Source organism: Variovorax sp. P4_B11 (genome assembly GCF_056402355.1).
Map to the genome: position 1 here is coordinate 37,556 of NZ_JBFUHO010000020.1, position 22,384 is coordinate 59,939.

Annotated in this window: 25 protein-coding genes and 1 tRNA gene; 17 read left to right on the forward strand and 9 right to left on the reverse strand. The window is 66.7% G+C overall.

Annotated features, from left to right (window positions below; translation table 11 throughout):
- Positions 1-57: 57 nt before the first annotated feature.
- Together AC1DYD_RS18850 and AC1DYD_RS18855 are read right to left on the reverse strand one after the other, a co-directional pair.
- Positions 58-1,767: an ATP-dependent nuclease gene (locus AC1DYD_RS18850; protein ID WP_478174273.1), complete on the reverse strand. Its 1,710-nt coding sequence runs from the start codon at positions 1,765-1,767 to the stop codon at positions 58-60.
- Between the two features lie 346 nt (positions 1,768-2,113).
- Positions 2,114-2,458: a helix-turn-helix domain-containing protein gene (locus AC1DYD_RS18855; RefSeq protein WP_478174274.1), complete on the reverse strand. Its 345-nt coding sequence runs from the start codon at positions 2,456-2,458 to the stop codon at positions 2,114-2,116.
- A 94-nt stretch (positions 2,459-2,552) separates the two neighbouring features.
- Between AC1DYD_RS18855 and AC1DYD_RS18860 the strand changes: the two genes are divergently transcribed.
- From AC1DYD_RS18860 to AC1DYD_RS18915, 12 genes are all read left to right on the forward strand, one after another.
- A complete protein-coding gene (locus AC1DYD_RS18860; protein WP_478174275.1) occupies positions 2,553-2,759 on the forward strand; it encodes a hypothetical protein in 207 nt (68 codons plus the stop codon).
- Positions 2,760-2,783: 24 nt separating this feature from the next.
- Positions 2,784-3,323, forward strand: coding sequence for a BRO-N domain-containing protein (locus tag AC1DYD_RS18865; protein ID WP_478174276.1), 540 nt, complete (start codon positions 2,784-2,786; stop codon positions 3,321-3,323).
- Positions 3,324-3,377: 54 nt separating this feature from the next.
- Positions 3,378-3,569 carry a hypothetical protein gene (locus AC1DYD_RS18870; RefSeq protein WP_478174277.1) on the forward strand — a complete coding sequence of 64 codons (192 nt, stop codon included), beginning with the start codon at positions 3,378-3,380 and terminating at the stop codon, positions 3,567-3,569.
- A 53-nt stretch (positions 3,570-3,622) separates the two neighbouring features.
- Entirely contained in the window at positions 3,623-3,805 is a 183-nt protein-coding gene (locus AC1DYD_RS18875) for a hypothetical protein (RefSeq protein ID WP_478174278.1), read from the forward strand.
- Positions 3,802-4,116, forward strand: a complete 315-nt coding sequence (locus AC1DYD_RS18880) for an ogr/Delta-like zinc finger family protein (RefSeq protein ID WP_478174279.1) — start codon at positions 3,802-3,804, stop codon at positions 4,114-4,116. Before AC1DYD_RS18875 ends, AC1DYD_RS18880 begins: the two co-directional genes overlap by 4 nt.
- Positions 4,117-4,213: 97 nt before the next feature.
- Positions 4,214-4,627, forward strand: coding sequence for a hypothetical protein (locus tag AC1DYD_RS18885; protein ID WP_478174280.1), 414 nt, complete (start codon positions 4,214-4,216; stop codon positions 4,625-4,627).
- Positions 4,628-4,635: 8 nt separating this feature from the next.
- A complete protein-coding gene (locus AC1DYD_RS18890) occupies positions 4,636-7,521 on the forward strand; it encodes a toprim domain-containing protein (RefSeq protein ID WP_478174281.1) in 2,886 nt (961 codons plus the stop codon).
- A 32-nt stretch (positions 7,522-7,553) separates the two neighbouring features.
- Positions 7,554-7,700: a hypothetical protein gene (locus AC1DYD_RS18895; protein WP_478174282.1), complete on the forward strand. Its 147-nt coding sequence runs from the start codon at positions 7,554-7,556 to the stop codon at positions 7,698-7,700.
- Positions 7,697-7,900: a hypothetical protein gene (locus AC1DYD_RS18900; RefSeq protein ID WP_478174283.1), complete on the forward strand. Its 204-nt coding sequence runs from the start codon at positions 7,697-7,699 to the stop codon at positions 7,898-7,900. Before AC1DYD_RS18895 ends, AC1DYD_RS18900 begins: the two co-directional genes overlap by 4 nt.
- A 53-nt stretch (positions 7,901-7,953) precedes the next feature.
- Positions 7,954-8,655: a deoxynucleotide monophosphate kinase family protein gene (locus tag AC1DYD_RS18905; protein ID WP_478174284.1), complete on the forward strand. Its 702-nt coding sequence runs from the start codon at positions 7,954-7,956 to the stop codon at positions 8,653-8,655.
- Positions 8,652-8,900 (forward strand): helix-turn-helix transcriptional regulator, encoded by a 249-nt coding sequence (locus AC1DYD_RS18910; protein WP_478174285.1) that lies wholly within the window; start codon positions 8,652-8,654, stop codon positions 8,898-8,900. Before AC1DYD_RS18905 ends, AC1DYD_RS18910 begins: the two co-directional genes overlap by 4 nt.
- 27 nt (positions 8,901-8,927) lie before the next feature.
- Complete coding sequence (locus tag AC1DYD_RS18915) at positions 8,928-10,112, forward strand: tyrosine-type recombinase/integrase (RefSeq protein WP_478174286.1); 1,185 nt, start codon at positions 8,928-8,930, stop codon at positions 10,110-10,112.
- A 130-nt stretch (positions 10,113-10,242) separates the two neighbouring features.
- On the opposite strand, the gene AC1DYD_RS18920 is transcribed toward AC1DYD_RS18915, so the two are convergent.
- The 6 genes from AC1DYD_RS18920 to cysS all read right to left on the reverse strand — a co-directional run bounded on the left by AC1DYD_RS18920 (position 10,243) and on the right by cysS (position 15,774).
- Positions 10,243-10,335, reverse strand: a tRNA-Ser gene (locus tag AC1DYD_RS18920).
- Between the two features lie 22 nt (positions 10,336-10,357).
- Complete coding sequence (locus tag AC1DYD_RS18925) at positions 10,358-11,626, reverse strand: aspartate kinase (protein WP_478174287.1); 1,269 nt, start codon at positions 11,624-11,626, stop codon at positions 10,358-10,360.
- Between the two features lie 106 nt (positions 11,627-11,732).
- A complete protein-coding gene (gene tilS, locus AC1DYD_RS18930; protein ID WP_478174288.1) occupies positions 11,733-12,686 on the reverse strand; it encodes a tRNA lysidine(34) synthetase TilS in 954 nt (317 codons plus the stop codon).
- Between the two features lie 46 nt (positions 12,687-12,732).
- Positions 12,733-13,713, reverse strand: coding sequence for an acetyl-CoA carboxylase carboxyltransferase subunit alpha (locus tag AC1DYD_RS18935; protein WP_478174289.1), 981 nt, complete (start codon positions 13,711-13,713; stop codon positions 12,733-12,735).
- Between the two features lie 16 nt (positions 13,714-13,729).
- Positions 13,730-14,380, reverse strand: a complete 651-nt coding sequence (locus tag AC1DYD_RS18940; RefSeq protein ID WP_478174290.1) for a DNA-3-methyladenine glycosylase family protein — start codon at positions 14,378-14,380, stop codon at positions 13,730-13,732.
- A gap of 17 nt (positions 14,381-14,397) precedes the next feature.
- Entirely contained in the window at positions 14,398-15,774 is a 1,377-nt protein-coding gene (gene cysS / locus AC1DYD_RS18945) for a cysteine--tRNA ligase (RefSeq protein WP_478174291.1), read from the reverse strand.
- Positions 15,775-15,965: 191 nt separating this feature from the next.
- Between cysS and AC1DYD_RS18950 the strand changes: the two genes are divergently transcribed.
- From AC1DYD_RS18950 to AC1DYD_RS18970, 5 genes are all read left to right on the forward strand, one after another.
- Complete coding sequence (locus AC1DYD_RS18950) at positions 15,966-16,556, forward strand: tetratricopeptide repeat protein (RefSeq protein WP_478174292.1); 591 nt, start codon at positions 15,966-15,968, stop codon at positions 16,554-16,556.
- Between the two features lie 52 nt (positions 16,557-16,608).
- On the forward strand, positions 16,609-17,193 hold the full coding sequence (locus AC1DYD_RS18955; protein ID WP_478174351.1) for a peptidylprolyl isomerase: 585 nt from the start codon (positions 16,609-16,611) through the stop codon (positions 17,191-17,193).
- A gap of 14 nt (positions 17,194-17,207) precedes the next feature.
- Positions 17,208-17,717: a peptidylprolyl isomerase gene (locus AC1DYD_RS18960; RefSeq protein ID WP_478174293.1), complete on the forward strand. Its 510-nt coding sequence runs from the start codon at positions 17,208-17,210 to the stop codon at positions 17,715-17,717.
- A gap of 178 nt (positions 17,718-17,895) precedes the next feature.
- Positions 17,896-18,657 carry a UDP-2,3-diacylglucosamine diphosphatase gene (locus AC1DYD_RS18965; RefSeq protein WP_478174294.1) on the forward strand — a complete coding sequence of 254 codons (762 nt, stop codon included), beginning with the start codon at positions 17,896-17,898 and terminating at the stop codon, positions 18,655-18,657.
- Positions 18,657-19,451 carry a M90 family metallopeptidase gene (locus tag AC1DYD_RS18970; RefSeq protein ID WP_478174295.1) on the forward strand — a complete coding sequence of 265 codons (795 nt, stop codon included), beginning with the start codon at positions 18,657-18,659 and terminating at the stop codon, positions 19,449-19,451. Before AC1DYD_RS18965 ends, AC1DYD_RS18970 begins: the two co-directional genes overlap by 1 nt.
- A 30-nt stretch (positions 19,452-19,481) precedes the next feature.
- On the opposite strand, the gene AC1DYD_RS18975 is transcribed toward AC1DYD_RS18970, so the two are convergent.
- On the reverse strand, positions 19,482-22,298 hold the full coding sequence (locus AC1DYD_RS18975; protein ID WP_478174296.1) for a DUF349 domain-containing protein: 2,817 nt from the start codon (positions 22,296-22,298) through the stop codon (positions 19,482-19,484).
- Between the last annotated feature and the right edge of the window lie 86 nt (positions 22,299-22,384).

Below are 22,384 nucleotides of genomic sequence, written 5' to 3' on the forward strand. Positions count from 1 at the left end.
GAAGGCAAGAGCCGACCGATTCACCAGCCAGTAGTAGCCGTTATTTCGATGAAGGGATTAATTTTCACCTTCGTCCTCGACTACCGATTTCGATCCGAGTTTTTTCTCCAGTGCCCTAACGAGTGCATCTATCGAATTTCTCTTGTGCGCATTGAGTGCATCTGCCGGTTGTTTCGCAATAGCATGGGCAACAACTGCCTTCAGTTGAGCTTTCACTCCGTCGTTCCAAGGTTTTCCTTGCTTTTCAAAGCACGCCTTGGCCCGGTCGGACCATTTGGCGCTACCGCGGAATGCCGAATCGTGGAGGTCCACATCAAACTCATCAAGCACCGCGCCTTCATAGACGCCTTTTTCGAAGGTATCCTCAAGCTCCGAAGTCGGCATGCCCTTGCAATTGACCAGTGTCGTATCTGCTAGCCGCAGGGTTTTGTCAAGGACTGCTTTTTCGTATGCTTTTTTCCCGGCTTCGTCGTTGTCCAACAGAACGTGCGCCACACACAGAGCGTTTGCGAGCGTGCTTAGCTTGTATGAGAGATTGCCGGCGCCACCAATTGGTTCTAAAACGAGGTGATGTTGTTTTAGCGCCCTGCCAACAGTCGTACTCAGGTGTGGCAGGAGAGCAGAAAGCGCGACAACATCTTCATCACCCTCCACAACGAGGACATGACTCGCATTGACGAGATTGTCTGAGGCGCGGATCCCCAGGAGCCTCCGAATTGCAGCGATGTCTTGTGCGGGCTTTGCTGTGTTTCCATCAATGAGAATGTTGCGCGCTATCGACGTTCGATCCACGAAAAGCGGGCAGTGTGTCGTAATTACGACTTGGTTGTTTGCTGTGAGAGTCTCGATCACTTCGCGAAGGCTGTGCATGGCACCTGGGTGGAGATGCGACTCAGGCTCCTCAATTGCGACGATGGATGCGCCATCCGGCTTCTTCTTATCCTTCAGAAGTCCTAGTGCAGCGAGACTCTTTACCCCATCGCCTTTGTACTCAAGAAGTGTCCGCGAGCCATCATCGATTTCGATCTTGCATTGACTTCGAAGCGCGACTCGTCTGGCCGATTGAGGCACACGAACCGTTACGCTCTTAATGCCTGGAAGAAACTGTCTGAGTGATGTTCGAATCGACTCAGAGACCTTGTCAAGAATCGGTTGTTGCAGTTCTGTAATCTTTTGAAGCGCCGCAATGTAGTCGACATCTCTTTCCAGGTGAGCCAGCTCGGTTGAAAGCATTTCTTGAACGACAGTGAGGGCTTCATCTTCCGTTCGGACTGCCGGAATGTATATGAATTCAATGCGCGCAGCGACGTATTTGGCAATCCGGGGAGATTTTGCGGATAGTGACAATCCACCAGGGCCCTGCTTGCGAACATGAATGTCCGCGACGTTGTTTCGGCCAAACTTTATTTCAATCGGCAGCGTTCCATTCAGATTGCTCTTGATTTCGGCTCGAAATTCTTCGATCTCATGTTCGCTAAGGGCGAATTCAAGACGGAAAATTGATTCAAGTCCCCTTGATCTAGATTGAAGGGAAATTGGAAAGTCTCGACGCCAGGAGTAGCGCTGCGTGTCCCTTGCTTCGTAGATGCCCAGCGCATCGTCAGCGGCATGCGCCGTAAGGGCCTTCATGGCAATGCTAAGAGCGCGAAGGACATTTGACTTGCCCTCGTTGTTCTTGCCGATCAGGACCGTTGAGTCACCTATGGGAATCTTGTGCGCGTCCGTGATGCTTCGGAAGTTAGTTACTGAAAAGGATAGGAGGCGCACGTGTGCTTTCGTGAAATCTAACGCTGATATTCAGCGGCGGCCGAAGACGGTCCGCTGGAGTGATAGCTGAAAGTGGGCGGCGTTGCCGTGTTGTAATCCGGTGGATTCAATGAGCCGACATTGATGCGGGCGTCCTCTGATGCGTCAGAGGACGGTCTTCCCAAAGCAGATATTGGTGCAGGGCGGCCTTTGGCCGATAGTCGATGAAGGCGCTCAGACGCGGGCGACAACACACAACACTCTGCGAACCATCCGCACAATTTCATCGACGAGTTCTGCGTGCGGCAACTTGCCGTGCATCGCCCAGTGCGACAGCCAAGCGAGCGGGCGTACCCAAGGCGGAAGCTCACGTGGATTTCGCCTGCGCAAGCGAAGAAAGGATCAGCCGGGCAGCAACCCTTCCCTCTTCGTTCGTGCGTTTGTAGTTGTCGAGCAGCGTCAACTCGTCGGGAGAAAGCCTGCTCTCGACGGCGGCCAAGCGCTGACCCGTGAGGATGTACAGAACGTCCACGCCGTGGGTTACCGCAACCGCCAGGAAGTCAGCTTTCGGCGCCGACACACCCCGCTCCCAGTCTTGCTCTGCACGAAGGGATACATGGCCAAGGTCAGCGAAAGCGGATTGGGAAAACCCGAGGCGCTCGCGCTCCTCGCGCATGCGGGCGCCCAGCAATAAGCGGATTTCTTCGGCCATTTATGGTTGATATAAGCAGTTATCTGCTCTATAGTTGCCTTCCCTGAGCAATTTTCTGTGTGTCGAGCATACACAGCCGCGATTAATCACGTCTATGAAGTACTCAACGAATTCGTCGCGCCGAGTTCCAGACGGCGCTGTAAGCAACAAGCCGATTGCTCTTCGCCTGCTCCCCGCCGAGCTCGACAAGGTCAAGCAGGTCGCTGCGCGCGAGCAGCGTTCGATGGCATCGGTGGCCCGGCTCGCGTTGCTACGCGGTCTGGCCGACTGCGAACGCACCAAGACCTTGCTGGTCACTTGATTCATTTCGCCAAGAAAGGAAACCATGTCTCATGCCATTCTGACGTTCGAGAACATCGAATTCGAGGTCGTCGATATCCACAACGTGCCCTGGCTAAGGTCCTTCCAGATTGGAAGTGCCTTGGGCTACCAAAACCCCAGCTCGGATATGTCGAAGCTGTTCGATCGCAACACCGACGAGTTCACCGAAGAGATGACCCAGCTCCTCGACCTCCCCACCGCCGGCGGCGTCCAGCCCGTTCGCATCTTCAGCCCCCGCGGCTGCTACCTGCTCGGCATGCTGGCCCGCACGGAGCGGGCCAAGGCCTTCCGCCAGTGGGTGCTCGATGTGCTGGAGGGCCGGGCCCTGCCGCAGGAGGCGCGCCCCACCACGGTGGGCCAGCAGATCTCTCTGCACAAGCTGCGCTCGTCGCTGCTGCGCGATCTGCAGCAGGCCACGGCCGCAGGGCTTCGGCAAGCGGTTCACCAACAGCTTCGACATGTCTCCCGTCTGCTGGCACTGCCCTGCCCCGCCATCGACGCGATAGGCCGCACGGTCGAGCAGCCGGAGCTGCCTGGAATCTGACGACGACGCTGCTGCTGGACATCTTCTTTTTCCTCCCTGGAAGTTGACGACGACATGTACCCCGACCCCAAACGCGTGCGCGACAACCGCATCACCCTGTGCCTGGACGACTACGAGCACGCCCTGCTGGTGGCGCTGGCCAACTACCAGGGCGAGCAGCTCAGCAAGCTGCTGCGCACGCTGGCGATGCGGCAGGCGCAGCAGCTGCTGGACGTGGGCAGCAGTGTCGAACCGATGGCGGCGTAGAGCCATGTGCTTTTGCGCAGACTAAAAACTCACCCGACATGCCGGAGCACCAGTTGACCCTGACGGATGCCGAGCGCGAGGTTTTCGAGCGGGTGCGCGTGCAGCAGGGGCTCGACTCGCTCGACCAGGTGGTCGAGTGGCTGGCCAAGAGCCGGCTGCGGCAGCTGGTGCGCCAGGGCACCGGGGCGCCACGTTCACTGGTTCTGGTCGGCAAGCGGCAGGGGGACGAGGCATGAGGCTGCGTTGCCCCCACTGCGACACGGTCAGCACCATCCTGACCTCCGAGGCGATCTCGTCGACCGTCACGCGGCACTACGTGGTGTGCGGCAACGAGGAATGCGGCCACTCGTGGCGCGCGACGACCGAGGCCGACATCACGCTGTCGCTGTCGGCCATCCCCAAGACATCGGTGCTGCTGCCGCTGTCGGCCCACATCCGCCGCGACGTGATCCTGCGGCAGCTGCACGGCCCCATCACCGACGAATACCAGCCGCGCCGCCCGCAGGCGTACCAGCTCGACATGTTCGCGACCGACGGGCCTTCCTAGCCACCAGGGCGACCGCTCCCCTTCCCCCTTTTTTGTCCGCCCCTGCGGTGCCTGTTCGGAGGCGCTGCGGGATGTGCTCACCCCGGAGGTTCCTGAAATGAAAAAGCCCACTCTCCCACCCGCCACGCTGCACGAGGCCGCCATGCGACTCGAGCAAGTGCGCCACGCCGACCGTCTTGCCGCGCTCAAGCGCATGGAGGCACGGCTGGCCTTGTTGGACGCCTATGTGCCGGCCTTGAAGGCCGCAGGCCTGTCACTGCTGATCAGCGAAATCAACGACTGGGGCGGCAAGGAGCTCTACATCCGCTCGACCTATTTCACGTCGCCCGCGGAGACACAGCGCCTGCTCGACGTGCTGCTGTCCGAGGGGATGAAGGAGGTCGAACGGCGGCACTACGGTCCGACCGACACGGTCATCGTCGCCAAGGGCCGCCTGCGCCTGGTGCTGAGCGTGGACCTGCCCCGCGCGGCGAGCTTCCCGGACCCCGGCTCACTGGCCGCAGCCAACTGAGGGGACGGATGAGCCGAGATCTCCTCGAGGACATCGCCGCCCGCCTGGCGCAGGACTACGCGTTCAAACTGAAGGCCGACGGCAAGTACCTGCAGCAGGGCGTGTGCCCGGCCTGCGGGCACAAGTCCATGTGGACCTACGCCGCCAGCCCGTGGGTGGTGCGCTGCGAGCGGGCCAACCACTGCGGCTACGAGGCCCACGCGAAGGAGCTGTACCCGGATCTGTTCGAGAGCTGGACGGAGCGTTTTCAGAAGCCCGAGGAGGCCAAGCCGCCCGAGCAGCGCAACCCCAGCGCGGCGGCCGACGCCTACCTACGGCTGGGCCGCGGCTTCGACCTGGCACTGGTGCGGGGCGCCTACACGCAGGAGACCTATGCCGACCCGCGCGCCGACCAGGGGCGCGGCGCCAGCAGCAGCACGGTGCGGTTTCAGGTGGGCGAGACCTGGTGGGAGCGCCTCATCGACCGGCCGCAGCGCTTCGGGAAGAAGAAGGCCAACTTCAAGAGTGGCGCGAGCTATGCGGGCACCTGGTGGGCGATGCCGGGGCTGAGTTTCATCGCGCCGGCGGCGCCGGGGCCTGCCGGGCCCGAGAAGGCGTTTGCGCTGGCACTCAACCAGGCGCTGAAGGCCGCCAGCGCCGATGGCCCTGCCCCACCGCCCGCCTCACCGCCCGCGCTGCCGCCGGCGGAGTTGTGGCTGGTGGAGGGCATCTTCGACGCCATCGCGCTCGCGCACCACGGCATCGCGGCGGTGGCGCTGCTGAGCTGCAACAACTACCCCGAGAAGGCGCTTTCCGACCTGCAGGCGGTCATCAGCGGGCAAGGCGGCGCGGTGGTCATGCCCACGCTGGTCTGGGCGCTGGATGGCGACAAGGCCGGGCAGGACTTCACGCTGAAGCACGTGGCGCGGGCGCGCGAGGCCGGGTGGGCCTGCGCCGCGGCGCAGATCCCGCAGCGCGGCACGCGCAAGGCCGACTGGAACGACCTGCACCAGCGCGGCCGGCTGGCCGAGGCCGACCTCAAGCGCTACCGGCACCAGGGCGCCCTGCTGCTGGCCGCCACGCCGCAGGAGAAGGCGCTGCTGATCTACGGCCACAGCGGGCGGGCCGAGTTCGACTTCGACCACGGGCGGCGGCTGTGGTGGTTCAAGCTCGACGTCGACCGCTACGGCAAGGCCCGCGATGCGCTGCGCGACGCGATCAAGGAGGGCCGCGAGCGCGAGATGGACGAAGACGCCCAGCGCGACCGCGCGCTGCTCGAATCGCACACGCTGCAGCAGATTGCCAACTGCCTGCCCCAGGCGCTGTACTACCAGCGCAACGAGGTGACGGACGAGGCCTGGTACTACTTCCGGATCTCCTTCCCGCACGATGGCGCGACGGTCAAGGGCACCTTCACCTCGGGCCAGCTCACCAGCTCGAGCGAGTTCGAAAAGCGCCTGCTGCACATGGCGCCGGGCGCGATGTACAGCGGCAGCACGCTGCAGCTCAAGAAGATCCTGCAGTGGCAGCTGGAGAACCCGAAGGTGGTGCAGACGGTGGATTTCGTCGGCTACAGCGCCCGGCACAAGGCCTACCTGCTGGGCAAGGTGGCGGTGCGCGAGGGGCAGATCCACCCGGTGAATGCCGAGGACTACTTCGACGTCGACCAGCTGTCGATCAAGTCGCTGCAGAAGTCGATACAGCTGCACATCAACGCCGAGCGCGAGGCGTACGACCGCGGCTGGCAGCAGCATCTGTGGAAGGCGTTCGGGGCCAAGGGCTACATCGCCCTCGCCTACTGGTTCGGGAGCCTGTTCGCCGAGCAGGTGCGGGCGGACCAGCAGAGTTTTCCGTTTCTGGAGATCGTGGGCGAGCCGGGGTCGGGCAAGACGACGCTGATCCAGTTTCTGTGGAAGCTGTTCGGACGCGATTACGAGGGCTTCGATCCGTCGAAGTCGACGCCGGCCGGGCGGCTGCGCACCTTCACGCAGGTGAGCAACCTGCCGATCGTGCTGATCGAGTCGGACCGCGAGACCAAGAGCGGCGGGCAGGCGCATGTGAAGTCGTTCGACTGGGACGAGCTCAAGGACGCCTACAACGGCAACAGCATCCGCACCACGGGCGTGAAGACGGGCGGCAACGAGACGTATGACCCGCCGTTCCGCGCCTCGATCGTGATCAGCCAGAACAACCAGGTGATGGCCTCGCAGGCGATCATGGAGCGGATCTGCCACATGACTTTCGACACGCGCGGCTTCACGCCGGCGAGCTACGAGAGCGCCAAGGCGCTGGAGAAGGTCGAGATCGAGCAGGCGAGCGGCTTCATCCTGGCGGCGCTGCGGCGCGAGGCGGAGGTGATGGCGAGCGTCACCGGGTCGCATGACGAGACGATTCGCTTTCTGCTGGACCAGGAAGGTATTCACAAGCCTCGCATCGCGAAGAACCACGCGCAGCTGCTGGCGATGGCGAGCGCCATGCGCGGTGTGGTGAAGCTCAGCGACGAGCAGTTCGACCAGGTGCGCAGCCAGGTGGTGGCGATGGCGCGCGAGCGGCAGGCGGCGATCAACGCCGATCACCCGCTGGTGCATGAGTTCTGGGAGGCCTTCGACTACCTCGACGGCCTGGGCGTGACCACGCTCAAGGGCGAGCACTTCGACCGGCCGCTGCTCAACCACAGCCGCGACGAGCAGCAGATCGCGGTGAACCTGAACGAGTTCGTCGAGAAGGCGAGCACGCACCGGCAGCAGATACCGCTGCTGGGCGATCTGAAGAAGGTGCTTCGCACCAGCAAGAAGCGGCGCTTCGTCGACATCAAGTCGGTGAACAGCGCCATCCGCGTGCGCAGCGACGACAGCCAGGAGGTGCCGAAGACGGTGCACTGCTGGGTGTTCGAGCGCGGCGCGCGGGCGCAGTGATTTCGTCAACCACAGGAAAGGGAGGACTGCCCATGAGAGCGTTTTTCGTGAAGGTGATCGATGCGGATGGGGTGTTCCACCGCTACACGCAGCTGGCGCTGTCGTGCGCGGCGGCGGAGGGCATGGCCTTCGACCGCTTCGGCGGCGTGCGGCTGCTGAGCGTGCGGAGGGTGCCGTGAGCCCGCCGCGGCTGACCATGCCCTCGCTGGGCGTGAGGGACAAGGGCTTCCGGTACCGGAGTTCGGTGGATACCGACATCCGCCGGACCTTCGCCAAGGCCCGGCGCGAGCGCGCAGAGGCGCTGCGCGACGCCGAGACAGGGCAAGGCCGCCTGGACCTCGGAACGGTGCTTCTGATGCCCTCCAGGGCCTCCAAATGAGCGGGGCCGTGTCACCGGCCTGATTGATTTCTTGAACTGCAGGGAGAGACAAAGTGGAAACATTGCTTCAACAAGCCGAGCTGCGCGGGCGGCTCATCACGCGCGGGCCCTTGATCCTGGCGCTGACGGGGCATGCCGATGTCGGCAAGGACACGGTGGCGCAGGTGCTGGCGCCGCGCCACGGCTTCATCAGCATCGCGTTTGCCGACGCGCTGCGGCGCGAGGTGTCGCAGGCCTGGCGCATCGACGCCCGCATGCTGACGCACCGGCCGACCAAGGAGCTGCCCATCCCGGCCCTGGCGGCGGGCATGTGCAACGAGCCGGGGTTTGTGCACTGGTGCGTGTGCTGCGGCGAGAGCCTGGCCGAGCCGCGCAGTCCGCGCTGGGTGCTGCAGCGCTGGGCGACGTACCAGCGGCGGTTCGATGCGAGCTACTACGCGGACATCGTGGCTCGCTGGATCGGGCGGCAGATCGGGAGCGGATGGAATCGCATCGTGGTCACCGATCTGCGCGACCCGGTCGAGGAACGGGTGCTGCGCGGGCTCGGGGCGCATGTGGTTCGGGTGCACCGGCCGGATGCGCGGCCGCTGGCCGTCGACACGGCGGCGCATGCGAGCGAGCAGCATCTGCGTATCAAGGCCGATGCGGACATCGTGAACGATGGGAGCATGGAGGCGCTGGCAGAGGCGACGCTGGCGTGCGTGGCCGGACTGCAGGCGAATGTGGGCGCCGCCGGCGCGGGAGCGCTGGCATGAAGGCGGCTGCCGTTCGCCAGGTGCCTCGCGCGGTCACGACGGCGCCTTTGATCTACCGGAAGAAGACGGTGCTCGAGAAGTTCGGGATCTCTGAAACCACGCTTCGCCGCTGGATGGTCGAGGAAGGCTTTCCCCGGCCTCGGCAGCTCGGCCCGCGCGCGGTCGGGTGGGTGTCGATCGAGGTCGACGGATGGCTCGAGCAGCGCCCGATCGCCAGCTCGGGCGTGGCGATCTGCGGAGACTGACGCGGCATGCCCAGACTTCCACGAGAAATGTCCGCCCTCGAGGTGGGCCGGCTTCGCCAGGAAGGGGCGCACGCCGTCGGGGGCGTGCCTGGCCTCTACCTTCAGATCGTCGGTGGCTCTCGGGCCTGGGTGCTGCGCTACGTGCTCGGCGGCGCCCGGCCGCGCATGGGCCTGGGCAGCTTCCCTGGGGTGACGCTCGCGCAGGCCCGCGACAGGGCCCGTGCGGCGCGCGAGCTGATCGAGCGCGGGGTAGACCCCATCCAGGAGCGAAAGGCGCAGCTGAGGCTGGCCGAGCAATCCCGCGCCCGTGCACTGACCTTCAAGAAGGCCAGCGCGCGTTTCATCGCGGCACGCGAGGCGGAGTGGCGCAACTCGAAGCACCGTCAGCAGTGGGAGAACACGCTCACGACCTATGCCGATCCGGTGCTCGGGCAGCTCGATGTCGCGACGATCGGCCAGGACGAGGTCCTGCGCGTGCTGGACCCCATCTGGCGGACCAAGACCGAGACCGCCAAGCGGGTGCGCGGGCGGATCGAGCAGGTGCTGGACTGGGCCACCACGCGCGGCCATCGTCAGGGCGAGAACCCGGCGCGCTGGCGCGGCCACCTCGACAAGCTGCTGCCCAAGCCCGGGAAGATCTCGCGCGTCGCGCACCACCGGGCCGTGCCGGTGTCCGAGGCGCCGGCCGCGGTCGGGCGCATCGCCGCCAGTGCCAGCACCGGTGCCCAGGCGCTGCTGTTCCAGATACTGACAGCGGCGCGATCGGGCGAGGTGCGCGGCGTGCTGTGGTCGGAGCTGGATCTGGAGGCCGCGCAGTGGAATGTTCCGGCGGAACGCATGAAGGGCAACAAAGCGCATCGCGTGCCGCTTTCGCGCCAGGCTGTCGCCCTGCTCGAGGCGCAGCCGCGATTCGAGGAGAGCGACCTGGTCTTCCCGTCGATCCGGATGAACCAGATGTCGGACATGTCGCTCACGGCGGTGATGCGTAGGCTGAAGCTGGACGCGGTGCCACATGGCTTCCGGTCCACCTTCCGCGACTGGGCGGCGGAGCGCACCGCCTACCCGCACGACCTGGCGGAAATGGCCCTGGCGCATGCGCTCGAGAACAAGGTGGAAGCAGCCTACCGCCGAGGCGACATGCTGGCCAAGCGGATCGCGATGATGCAGGACTGGGCGGACTACTGCCTGCCCACCCCACCCCGAAACCTATAGGCCATCCCATAGGCCATCCGGGGCGGTTTTGCTCGTTTCGCTACGGGCGCTTATGGAGGGGCTCAGTTGGGCGTTTCCCAATGAAAAACGCCCCTTGCGGGGCGTTTTAAAGCGTTTTGCACGCTTGGTCTGGCGGAACCGGAGGGATTCGAACCCTCGATGAGGCTCTACACCCCATACTCCCTTAGCAGGGGAGCACCTTCGGCCACTCGGTCACAGTTCCTGAGCCGTCGATTATGCCATCTTCAAGCGGTCGGTTGGTCCAGATCGAAGGCTTTATGCAACGCGCGGACCGCGAGTTCCATGTATTTTTCGTCGATCACGACCGAGGTCTTGATCTCGCTGGTCGAGATCATCTGGATGTTGATGCCCTCCTCGCTCAGCACGCGGAACATCTTGCTGGCCACGCCAACGTGGCTGCGCATGCCGATGCCGACGATGCTGACCTTGCAGATCTTGGTGTCGCCGACGATGTCGGCCGCGCCCAGCGTCGGCAGCACCTTGGCCTTGAGCAGGTCGACCGCGCGGGCGTAGTCGTTGCGGTGCACCGTGAAGCTGAAATCGGTGCGGCCGTCCTTGCTCAGGTTCTGGATGATCACATCGACTTCGATGTTGGCGTCGGCGATGGCGCCGAGGATGTGATACGCGATGCCCGGCTTGTCGGGCACGCCCAGCACGGAAATCTTGGCTTCGTCGCGGTTGAACGCAATGCCGGATACGACGGCTTGTTCCATGTTTTCGTCTTCCTCGAAAGTGATCAGCGTGCCTGACTTGGCTTCTTCATTGATGTCGATGTCCCACGGCGTGAAGCTCGAGAGCACACGCAGCGGCACCTTGTACTTGCCGGCGAACTCGACCGAGCGGATCTGCAGCACCTTGGAGCCCAGGCTCGCCATCTCGAGCATCTCCTCGAAGCTCACGGTCGCCAGGCGGCGCGCATCGGGCTCGACGCGCGGATCGGTGGTGTAGACGCCGTCGACGTCGGTGTAGATGAGGCATTCATGCGCCTTCATCGCAGCGGCGATGGCCACTGCCGAAGTGTCACTGCCGCCGCGGCCGAGCGTGGTGATGTTGCCGGCGTCGTCGACACCCTGGAAGCCGGTGATCACGACCACACGGCCGGCATCGAGGTCGGCGCGCACGCGCTCGTCGTCGATGCTCTCGATGCGCGCCTTGGTGAAGGCGCTGTCGGTCTTGACCTGAACCTGCCAGCCCGCATAGCTCACGGCCTGCAGGCCCTCGGCCTGCAGCGCGATGGCCAGCAGTGCCGACGAAGCCTGCTCGCCGGTCGAGGCCAGCATGTCGAGTTCGCGGTTGTGGTCGTCGTCGGGCGTGCCGGGGGCGAGTTCCTTGGCAAGCCCGAGCAAGCGGTTGGTCTCGCCGCTCATGGCGCTCGGGACCACGACCATCTGATGGCCGGCGCGTGCCCACTTGGCAACGCGTTTGGCGACATTCCGGATGCGCTCGGTCGAGCCCATCGACGTGCCGCCGTATTTATGAACGATCAATGCCATGGGTGAAAGTCAAAGAGAAAATTTCGGATGCCGCACGGCCGGCCGTTGCGGGTCAATGCTGATATTCGCGCGCCCGCCGGGCCGAAATCAGCGCGAGGGCTGCGGGCTACGACAAGGGCGAAGCATTGTACCAACGCAGCACCGGCCCCTCGCGCTCGACCCGCCCGGCCGCGATCTTGAGGCGGATATGGTGGCCGCGCGTGCTGCAGGCCGCGATCTGGGCCAGCAGTTCCTGCAGCTGCGCTTCGCTCGGCACCGCGCCATGGTCGCGCTTCAGCCAATGGCGCAAGGCGTTCGCGAGCCGCTCCGGCGACAGCGCGCGCAGGACCGCCAGCGCCGGTGGCGAACCCGCGGCCGAAAGATCCTCGGCGGCGAGCTCGGCCAGCAAGGCCGAGGCCCTGGCCGCGTTGCGCGCCGAACGGGCGAAGGTCTCACGAAACTGCGGCAGCGCCAGCCCGAGCGCCGGCAGCACCTGCCGACGGATGCGGTTGCGCGCATAGCGCAACTCGGCGTTGGTCGGATCGTCGACGTACGCCACGCCGCTCGCGGCCAGCCATTCGCGCAGCGCTTCGGCATGCACCTCCAGCAGCGGCCGATGGAAACACACGCCGTGGCGCGCGATCTGCCGCGGCATCCCGGCCAGCCCGTCGAGGCCGGCGCCACGGCCGAGCGCGATCAGCATCGTCTCCACCTGGTCGTCGGCATGCTGGGCCAGCGCGATGTGATGCATCCCGTGAGCCAGCGCCAGCGCCGCCAAGGACGCGTAGCGGGCGCGGCGGGCAACGTCCTCGGGGCTCTCGCCCGGCGCATGGCGGGCATCGACACGGCCCGAATGCAGGGGCACGCCGAGCGCAGCGCAGGCGGCGGCACAGTGGGATTCGAAGTCATCGGCCGCCTGCTGCAGGCCGTGGTGCACGTGCAGCGCATGCACCCGCCCCGGCCAGCGGGCAGCGGCGGCGTGCAACAACGCGGTGGAATCGGCGCCGCCGCTGAAGGCGATACCCAGCGGCAAGGGAGCCGCAGCCCAGGATGCGAGTGCTTGGGCTGCCGGGTTTTCCATTGAAGCTGAGCGAGCGCGGGACCGGGAGCTCCGGCCGCCCCGCACCCTACTTGCCGCTGTCGGCCTTGGTGTCGGCGAAGCGGCCGTAGCTCTGCAGCCGCTCGTAGCGGCGGTTCAGCAGGTCCTTGGTCGACAGGTCGCCGACCTGGCGGAAGGCATCGTTGAGCGCCCGCTTGAGGAAGGCAGCCATCTGGCGGTGGTCGCGGTGGGCGCCGCCGACCGGCTCGTTGACGATCTTGTCGACCAGGCCGAGCGCCTTGAGGCGGTGCGCCGTGATGCCCAGCGCATCGGCCGCTTCCTGGGCCTTGTCGCCGGTCTTCCAGAGGATCGAGGCGCAGCCTTCGGGGCTGATCACCGAGTAGATCGAGTACTGCAGCATCACCAGCTGGTCGCCGACCGAGATCGCCAGCGCGCCGCCGGAGCCGCCTTCGCCGATGATGGTGACGATGATCGGCACTTCGAGCTGCGCCATCTCGAAGATGTTGCGGCCGATGGCCTCCGACTGGCCGCGCTCCTCGGCGTCGATGCCCGGATAGGCGCCCGGCGTGTCGACGAAGGTGAAGACCGGCAGCTTGAACTTCTCGGCCGTCTTCATGAGGCGCAGCGCCTTGCGGTAGCCCTCGGGCTTGCTCATGCCGAAGTTGCGCGCCGTGCGCTCCTTGGTGTCGCGGCCCTTCTGGTGGCCCAGCACCATGCAGGGCGTGCCGTTGAAGCGCGCCAGGCCGCCGACGATCGACAGGTCGTCCGAGAAATGGCGGTCGCCGTGCAGTTCGACGAAATCGGTGAAGATCTCGTTCACGTAGTCGAGCGTGTAGGGGCGCTCCGGATGGCGGGCGATCTTGGTGATCTGCCAGGGCGTCAGATCGCTGTAGATGTCCTTGGTGAGCTGCAGGCTCTTCTTGCCCAGCTGATCGATTTCTTCCGAGATGTCGACCGCCGATTCGGTCTGCACATAGCGCAGTTCTTCGATCTTGCTTTCGAGCTCGGCCACGGGCTGCTCGAAGTCGAGAAAGGTTCGTTTCGCCAACGTCTTCTCCTGTTTTTCAATATGCGACCGGTAGCGGGTCGAGCGATCGCCAAATATACCAAGTCGCGACGCTGCAATACGGCGCCCAGGCGACCGCCACCTCGCGGGCGTCGCTGCGGCTGACCGGATCGCCGGAAAAATAGTTCTGGCTGATACCGGTGATCAGGCCCGGATCGTCCAGCGGCAGCACGTTGGGCCGCATCAGGTGGAAGATCAGGAACATCTCGGCGGTCCAGCGTGAGATACCGCGGATTGCGACCAGTTCCGCGATGATCATCTCGTCGGACATGTTCTCCCAGGCGTTGACATGCACCGCGCCCGAGTCGAAATGGATCGCCAGGTCGACCAGGTATTCGACCTTGCGCACCGACAGGCCGGCGGCGCGCATGTCGTCGACCTTGAGCTTCAGCACGCTGGCCGGCGTCAGCTTGCGCGGCAGCTCGAGGAAGCGGCTCCACACCGTCTGCGCCGCCTTCACCGAGATCTGCTGGCCGACGATGCTGCGGGCGAGCGTCGTGAAGGCGTCGCCACGGGACTCCAGGCGAACGTCGCCGAAGCGCGGAATCAGCCGCTTCATCACGCGGTCCTTTTTCGCGAGATGCCGGCAGGCCTCCTCCCAGTAGTCGGGCGTGAAGACCTGGACGATCGGCTCCTTGGCGGCGGACATGGGTCGGGCGGCGGCGCTCACTGCGCCGAGGTCCAGGTGGTGCCGCTCGCCGAGTCCTTCAGCACGATGCCCTGGGCCAGGAGTTCGCTGCGGATGCGGTCGGCCTCGGCGAAATCCTTCGCCGCCTTGGCCTCGGCGCGCTGCTGGATCAGGGCCTGGATGGTCGCGTCGTCAAGCGTGCTGCCGGCCTGCAGGAAGGCCTGCGGCTCGGATTGCAGCAGGTTGAGGCAACCGGCCAGGGCCTTCAGCAGGCCCGCGGACTCGCGCGACTGCGTGCGGTTGACTTCACCGGCCAGGTCGAACAGCACGGCCACCGCCTCGGGAGTGCCGAAGTCTTCGTCCATGGCCGCCTTGAAACGTGCGGCATGGGCGTTGTTCCAGTCGATCGCCACCGGCGCCGGCGGCACCAGGGCGAGCGCGTTGTAGAGCCGGCGCAGCGAATTGCGCGCGTCGTTCAGGTGCACGTCGCTGTAGTTGAGCGGGCTGCGATAGTGCGCCCGGACGACGAAGAAGCGGATGGTCTCGGCATCGAACTGCTTCAGCACGTCGCGGATCAGGAAGAAGTTGCCCAGGCTCTTGGACATCTTCTCGTCGTCGATGTTGATGAAGCCGTTGTGCATCCAGGTACGGGCCAGCGGCTTGCCATTGGCACCTTCGCTCTGGGCGATCTCGTTCTCGTGGTGCGGGAACTGCAGGTCGGCGCCGCCGCCATGGATGTCCAGCGTCGCGCCGAGCAACTGGCAGGCCATCGCCGAGCACTCGATGTGCCAGCCGGGCCGGCCCGGGCCGAATTCGCTCGCCCACTTCACCTCCTCGGGCTCGCTGGCCTTGGCGCTCTTCCAGAGCACCGGATCGAGCGGGTCGTCCTTGCCGTCGAGCACGGCCACGCGCTCGCCGGCATGCAGCTCGTCGAGCGACTTGCCGCTCAACTTGCCGTAGCCCGGGAACTTGCGCACCGCGAAATTGACATCGCCGTTGGGCGAGCGGTAGGCCAGGCCCTTGTGCTCGAGCGTGGAGATCATCGACAGCATCTGCGGAATGAACTCCGTGGCCCGCGGTTCGTGCGTAGGCCGTTCGATCCCGAGCGCGTCGGCATCCTCGTGCAAGGCGTCGATCATCCGATCGGTCAGGGCCCGGATGCTCTCGCCGTTCTCGACCGCCCGGCGGATGATCTTGTCGTCGATGTCGGTGATGTTGCGCACGTAGTCGACCGCCAGGCCCGAAGCCTTGAGCCAGCGCTGCACCACGTCGAAGGCGATCATCGAGCGCGCGTGGCCCAGGTGGCAGTAGTCGTAGACCGTCATGCCGCACACGTACATGCGCACCCTGCCGGGTTGCAGTGGGGAAAATTCCTCCAGTTCACGCGACAGCGTGTTGTAGATGCGAAGACTCATGAGGCTCGGAAACGTCGGTTCGCGCACGCACGGAAACGGGCGAACGATGGGGGTTTTTCAGGGGTGACGGGGGTGTGGCGACGGGCGGCTGGACATGCCCCCTCGGCTACAATGGCGCCCATTGTAAACGGCCACCGCCGGAAGTTTTCCGCGTGTTTACGAGGCCCGTCTCCTCTCACTCCCGAGGCTCCATGCAGCACGCCGCCTTCTCCCCCCTCCCCGTCTCCCGCAGCTTCCGAGCCATCGCGGCGCTCCTGTTCGCCCTGCTGGCCGGCGCCGTCCACGCCGACGACTATTCCGACGTCAACACCCTGCTGCGCCAGGGCAAGGCCGACCAGGCGCTGGCCAAGGCCGACACCTACATCGCCGGCAAGCCGCGCGACCCGCAGATGCGATTCCTGCGCGGCGTGATCCTGACCGAGCAAGGCAAGCAGGCCGACGCGGTCGAGGTCTTCACGGCCTTGACCCAGGACTTCCCCGAACTGCCCGAGCCCTACAACAACCTGGCCGCGCTCTACGCGGCGCAGAGCCAGTTCGACAAGGCCCGCGCCGCGCTCGAGATGGCGATCAAGCTCAACCCCGACTACGCGACCGCGCACGAGAACCTCGGCGACGTGTATGCGCGGCTGGCGGCCCAGTCCTACGCCCGGGCGCTGAAGCTGGAGGCCGGCAACACGACCGTGCCGCCGAAGCTCGCGCTGGTGCGCCAGATGTTCGGCGTGCCGGCCTCGGACACCCTGCCGCCGGCAATCCCTTCGGTGCGCAAGCCGGTGCGCAACTGAACCCTTCCCAGAACGCGCTGCGGCGCACGCACACGAAAGCGATCCATCCGTGATTTCTCAAGTCCTTTCGCGCCGCCGGGCCCTCGCTCTGGCCGCCACGCTGGCCCTGGCCGCCACCGCTGCGCCCAGCTGGGCCCAGAGCGCGCCGCGCGTCAAGCTCGCCACCTCTGCCGGCGACATCGTGGTCGAGCTGGCGCCCGACAAGGCCCCCAAGACGGTCGACAATTTCCTGCAGTACGTCAAGGACAAGCAGTATGACGGCACGGTGTTCCACCGCGTCATCGACGGCTTCATGATCCAGGGCGGCGGCTTCACGCCCGACCTGAAGCAGAAGCCGACCCGCGCGCCGATCCCGCTCGAGGCCAAGAACGGCCTCAAGAACGACAAGTACACGATCGCCATGGCGCGCACCTCCGACCCGAACTCGGCCACCGCGCAGTTCTTCATCAACGTGAAGGACAACGCCATGCTCGACGCCCCCAACCCCGACGGCTACGGCTACACGGTGTTCGGCAAGGTGGTCTCGGGCACCGAGGTGGTCGACAAGATCCGCGCCGCACGCACCGGCAACAAGGGCGGCATGCAGGACGTGCCGGTCGAAACCATCACCATCCAGTCCGCCACCCTGGCGAAATAAGCAAAGGAACTGCCATGAGCAACCCGCAAGTCGAACTGCACATCAAGGACAAGGGCGTCATCACGCTCGAACTCGATCAGGACAAGGCCCCCAAGACGGTCGCCAACTTCCTCGAGTACGTGAACAAGGGGCACTACGACAACACCGTGTTCCACCGCGTGATCCCCGGCTTCATGGTGCAGGGCGGCGGCTTCGAGCCCGGCATGACCCAGAAGCCGACCGGCGCCGAGATCCAGAACGAAGCCAACAACGGCCTCAAGAACGACAACTACACGGTCGCCATGGCGCGCACCAACGCGCCCCACTCGGCCACTGCGCAGTTCTTCATCAACGTCGCCGACAACGGCTTCCTGAACCACACGGCACCTTCGGCCCAGGGCTGGGGCTATGCGGTGTTCGGCAAGGTGATCGGCGGCAAGGAAGTGGTCGACGGCATCAAGGCCGTCAAGACCGGCCGCAAGGGCTTCCACGACGACGTGCCGCTCGAGGACGTCGTGATCGAGAAGGCCGTCGTCAAGGCCTGACGACATGACCCCCACGCTCGTCACTTCGTGTACTCGCTGCCCCCCGAGGGGGCCGAGTCCGCCTTGGGGCGGCCCTGCGGCGGACTGCATGACCCCCACGCTCGTCACTTCGTGTACTCGCTGCCCCCCGAGGGGGCCGAGTCCGCCTTGGGGCGGCCCTGCGGCGGACTGAGCTTCCATGGCGGCATTCGCCGAGATCGTCGCGCCACCCGCGTGGCGCACGGTCGACCTGATCTCCGACCTGCACCTGCAGGCGTCGGAGCCGGCCACGGTGGCCGCTTGGCAGGGCTACCTCGAGACCACCCCGGCGGACGCCGTCTTCATCCTCGGCGACCTGTTCGAGGTCTGGGTCGGCGACGACGCCGCCGCCCTGCCCGGCTTCGAGGCGCAATGCGCCGAGCTGCTGCGGGCGGCGTCCGCGCGCCGGCCGGTCTTCTTCATGCACGGCAACCGCGACTTCCTGGTCGGTGCCGACTTCGCGGCGCGCTGCGGCATGACGCTGGTCACCGACCCGACCGTGCTGGTGCTGCACGGAGAGCGCTGGCTGCTGAGCCACGGCGACGCGCTGTGCCTCGAGGACACCGAGTACCTGCGCTTTCGCGCCCAGGTGCGCACCCCCGAATGGCAGCGGGCGCTGCTGGCCCGTCCGCTCGAGGAGCGCCGCACGCTCGCGCGTTCGGTGCGGGCCCAGAGCGAAGACCGCAAGCGCAGCCCGGACATGGTGTGGGCCGATGTCGACGCCGACGCCGCACGCGACTGGCTGCGGCAGGCCGGCGCCCACACGCTGGTGCACGGCCACACCCACCGGCCGGCGATCCACGACCTCGGGCAAGGCCTGCGCCGGATCGTTCTGAGCGACTGGGACGTCGCCGCGCATCCGCCGCGCGCCCAACTGCTGTGCCTGTCGAGCGCAGGCGCCCAGCGCGTCGACCTGCGCTGATGTTCGGCTGGCTGCGCAGGCTGCGCGCGCCCCCCACGATCCCGGACGCGGCCTGGCAGGCCACACTGACGCGCTACCGCTTCCTGGCCGAACGCCCGGCCGCCGAACAAGTCCGCTTGCGCACGCTCGCGGCCGAGTTCCTGCGCGACAAGGAATTCCACGGTGCGCACGGCTTCGTGATCACCGACGAAGTGGCGCTGGCGATCGCCGCCCAGGCCGTGCTGCCGGTGCTCAACCTGAAGGGCGGCCTGCGCTGGTACGACGATTTCGTCGGTATCGTGGTGCACCCGTCCGAGGTGGTTGCGCACCGCACGACCACCGACGCCACGGGCGTGGTCCACCAATACGACGAGATCGTCGCCGGCGAGGCGATGGACCGCGGCCCGGTGATGCTGAGCTGGCAGGACGTGCTGGCCAGCAGCATCACGCGCGCCGAGGGCTACAACGTCGTGATCCACGAGTTCGCCCACAAGATCGACATGGCGCAAGGTGCCGCCGACGGCTGCCCGCCGCTGCCGCCGGGCTTCCTCGGCACGCACAGCGCGAAGGAGGCGCGCGCCGCCTGGTTCGGGGTGCTCCAGCCGGCCTACGAGGCTCTGCGCGAGAAAGCCATCATGGCCGAGCGCTTCGGCGGCGAAGCGCCCTGGCTGGACCCCTATGGCGCCCAATCGCCGGCCGAATTCTTCGCCGTCGCCTGCGAGGCCTACTTCGTGAACCGTTCGGCGCTGCAGGCCGAGTTCGGCCCGCTGGCGGCGCTGTTCGACGCCTTCTTCAGCGCAGCGCCAAGCCGCTGAGCACGGTCGCCCCGCGGCGACCGCCCCCCCTCACTTGCGCAGCAGCGCCTTGAGCGCGTTCTGCAGCCGCCTGGCGGAGGTCGCGTCGTGGCTGGCGGCCAGCACCTTGCTCGCATCCTGGCCCCAGGTCTGTTCCGGCGTCGGGTCGCCGCGCCGGGTCAAGAGCTTGAGCTGCAGGGCGCGACGGGCCTCGACCTGGTCGGCCGGCGTCGGCACCTCGGCCGCCATCTCGAGCCGCAGCAGCGCTTCGGCAGCATCGGCGGGCTGCGCCGAAGGTGCCGAGCCGATGGCCTGCGACCAGCTGCTGCGCACCGCCGGCGTCACCGCGCGGCCCAGTTCCTGGACGCTGGGCAGGTGTGCGGCGTCGCGCTTCTCCCAGGCCCCGAGCACCTGCGTGAGCGCCTCGCCATGGGCCTGCGACGCCAGCTTGCGCAGCGCGAACTCGGCCCGTTCGAGCGCTTCGCGCTGGGCCCGGAAAGCCGCGTCGCCGAGGCGCGGGCCACGGTCCTCGCGCGGTGGGCGGTCGCCGAATCGGCCACCCGCCGGGCCGCCGCGCTCACCCGGACGCGCCGGACGGTCGCCGGATCGAGCGCCGGGGCCGCCCGGTCCGCGGGCATCTCGACGCTCGCCGAACTTGCCGCCCCGCCCTGCGGGCACGGCGTCGGCCTTGCGGTTGCCGGGGCGGTCGTCGCCGCGCACCGCGATCACCGGCTTGGGGGCCGGCTTCGGCGCTGCCGCGGGCGCCGCGGCCTCGGCATCGGAGCGGGCCGAGGGATCGGCGCCGTCGGCCGGCGCCACCAGGCCGTCGACGGCGGGCGCATCGGCGCGCTCGGCGGTGGGCAGCGCCTCGGCGTCCTCCGGCCCGGGCGCCTGCTCGGCGCTCTCGCCGAATTCGGCCGCGGCCTGGCCCGTGGCCACCACCTCGGTCGCGCCCACCGCGGGACCGTCTGCACTCGCGGCCTGGACCGGTGCGGCAGCCGGGGGCGCCGGCGGCGGCGCTTCGCCGCGCAACGCGGCTTCGAGCTGTGCCACCGCCGCGCGGATCTTCTGGGCGTCGCCGGTACTGTTGGCGGCCTCGAGCGCCTTGGAGGCGCTCAGGACATGGCGGTCATGTTCGCTCATCGCGGCCGAGGCCTTCTCGCGCTCGACCGTCTTGCGGTTGAAGGCCTCATCGATCGGGGCCCGGAAAGCGTCCCAGAGCTTCTGCTCGTGGCGGCGATCGAGCGGCACCGACTGCGCCTCTTGCTGCCAGCGCTGCTGCAGCGCCTTGACGGCGTCGATCCGCAGCATCGGCGCAGCGCCGAGCTCGGCGGCCTCGGCGATCATCGCCTGGCGGCGCTCGACGCTGGCCTTCTGCGCCGCCTCGAAGGGCGCACGGGCGGCACCGAAGGCCTCGTTCCATTGCGCCTGCAGTTCGGCGAACACCTTCTCGCCGACATGGCCGGCGTCGCGCCAGCGATCGGCGAACTGGTGCAGCGCGCGGTTGAGCGCCTTCAGGTCGGTCGCCTGCGCATGTTCGGCCGCCCAGGCCTTGACCTCCTCGATCAACGCAGCGCGCAGCGCACGGTGCTCGGCCGCATCGGCGCGAACCTTCTCGAGCCAGGCCTCGACCACCTTGTGGGCTTCGTTGCAGGCTTCGTCGAAGCGCTTCCAGAGAGCGTGATTGGGCACGCCGCCCTGGTCGGCCTGCTTCCACTGCTCGCGCAGGGCGCGCAGAGTTTCCTGCATCTTGCGGCCGCCCAGCGCCTGGCCCTCGGGCCGCTTGAGCAGGCCCTCGGCCTTGGCAACCAGGTCTTCGCGCACCTTGTCGGCGCTCCAGCGCTGCCAGCCTTCGAGCTCGCCCGCCGCCACCAGGGCCGCATGGACCCGGGCCTCGAGCGGCGGCTCGACCAGCTTGCCGTGCTCCTTGAGCACCGCGCGCAACGCAGCCGCGGCACCGGCACTGGCCTTGCCATGGCCTTCGGCGGTTTCCTGCTCGAGCTTGGCGAGCACGGACTGGACGGCGTCCTGCGCCAGGGCGCGCTTTTCGGGATCGACCTTGGGCGCGGCCGGCTTGGGCGGCGCAGCCGGTGCGGCCTCGGGCGTGCCGCCTCGCGCCACCCGCAACTCGTCGGCCCAGACCGGCACCGGCGGCAGCGGCGCGGCGGCATCCGCCGCGGCGGCCACGGCCAGGGCCAGGGCGTCGTTGAACGCATCGGACACCACCAGCAACTGAGCCTTGGAGGATTCGAGCTGCGGCGCGAAACGGGCGTCGAGGCTGCTCCAGTTCGGGTCGGCGGCGATCTCGGCCGCCTGCTGCTGCCAGTGGGCCACATCCGCGCGCAGCGCCTCTTCGACGCCCTGGGCATCGCGCCAGCTCTTGGTCGACAGCACCTCGAAGCGCTGGGCCAGCAACACCGCAGCCTCGCGGTGGACCTGGGCTCGATGCTGCAGGTCCTCGATGCCCTTCACGCGCTCGGCCAGCCGGGCCTTCAGGCCCGCCAGCGGCTCGCGCGACAGTGGTGCACCGGCCTTGGCGGCGTCGCGCTGCCAAGCCAGCGCATCGGCGATATTGAGCTTCGGCTGCGCCAGCAGGGCCTCGGCCTTGTGGGTCCATTCGACCGCCATCGCCTCCTGGCCCTTGGCCCGCTTGAGCTCGTCGAGCTTCTCGCGCAGCAGCCGCGCGGCACCCTTGTCACGCCCGCTCAGCTCCTTGAAGACGTCCTGCATCTGCTCGGGCGACGGATTGGCCACGAGCCAATCCCGGATGCGCTGGGCGCGCTCGCCCGAGGTCGGCGCGGTGAAGGCGCCTCCGGTCAAAGTGTCGAGGGACTGGAGGTCGTGAGGCTTGGAGGAAGTTGAAGTCACTGAGCGAATATCGTTATCTGTAGGGAAAAGCGAGGCGCCGGCAATGGCCGGCGCATGGCTCCATTTTCACCGACTTGCGGCGCTGC

Bases quoted from the DNA above. Each gene is read 5' to 3' on its own strand.
- AC1DYD_RS18855 (WP_478174274.1), bottom strand. From the start codon at position 2,458: ATGGCCGAAGAAATCCGCTTATTGCTGGGCGCCCGCATGCGCGAGGAG.
- AC1DYD_RS18860 (WP_478174275.1), top strand. From the start codon at position 2,553: ATGAAGTACTCAACGAATTCGTCGCGCCGAGTTCCAGACGGCGCTGTA.
- AC1DYD_RS18865 (WP_478174276.1), top strand. From the start codon at position 2,784: ATGTCTCATGCCATTCTGACGTTCGAGAACATCGAATTCGAGGTCGTC.
- AC1DYD_RS18870 (WP_478174277.1), top strand. From the start codon at position 3,378: ATGTACCCCGACCCCAAACGCGTGCGCGACAACCGCATCACCCTGTGC.
- AC1DYD_RS18880 (WP_478174279.1), top strand. From the start codon at position 3,802: ATGAGGCTGCGTTGCCCCCACTGCGACACGGTCAGCACCATCCTGACC.
- AC1DYD_RS18885 (WP_478174280.1), top strand. From the start codon at position 4,214: ATGAAAAAGCCCACTCTCCCACCCGCCACGCTGCACGAGGCCGCCATG.
- AC1DYD_RS18890 (WP_478174281.1), top strand. From the start codon at position 4,636: ATGAGCCGAGATCTCCTCGAGGACATCGCCGCCCGCCTGGCGCAGGAC.
- AC1DYD_RS18895 (WP_478174282.1), top strand. From the start codon at position 7,554: ATGAGAGCGTTTTTCGTGAAGGTGATCGATGCGGATGGGGTGTTCCAC.
- AC1DYD_RS18910 (WP_478174285.1), top strand. From the start codon at position 8,652: ATGAAGGCGGCTGCCGTTCGCCAGGTGCCTCGCGCGGTCACGACGGCG.
- AC1DYD_RS18915 (WP_478174286.1), top strand. From the start codon at position 8,928: ATGTCCGCCCTCGAGGTGGGCCGGCTTCGCCAGGAAGGGGCGCACGCC.
- AC1DYD_RS18925 (WP_478174287.1), bottom strand. From the start codon at position 11,626: ATGGCATTGATCGTTCATAAATACGGCGGCACGTCGATGGGCTCGACC.
- tilS (WP_478174288.1), bottom strand. From the start codon at position 12,686: ATGGAAAACCCGGCAGCCCAAGCACTCGCATCCTGGGCTGCGGCTCCC.
- AC1DYD_RS18940 (WP_478174290.1), bottom strand. From the start codon at position 14,380: ATGTCCGCCGCCAAGGAGCCGATCGTCCAGGTCTTCACGCCCGACTAC.
- cysS (WP_478174291.1), bottom strand. From the start codon at position 15,774: ATGAGTCTTCGCATCTACAACACGCTGTCGCGTGAACTGGAGGAATTT.
- AC1DYD_RS18950 (WP_478174292.1), top strand. From the start codon at position 15,966: ATGCAGCACGCCGCCTTCTCCCCCCTCCCCGTCTCCCGCAGCTTCCGA.
- AC1DYD_RS18960 (WP_478174293.1), top strand. From the start codon at position 17,208: ATGAGCAACCCGCAAGTCGAACTGCACATCAAGGACAAGGGCGTCATC.
- AC1DYD_RS18965 (WP_478174294.1), top strand. From the start codon at position 17,896: ATGGCGGCATTCGCCGAGATCGTCGCGCCACCCGCGTGGCGCACGGTC.
- AC1DYD_RS18970 (WP_478174295.1), top strand. From the start codon at position 18,657: ATGTTCGGCTGGCTGCGCAGGCTGCGCGCGCCCCCCACGATCCCGGAC.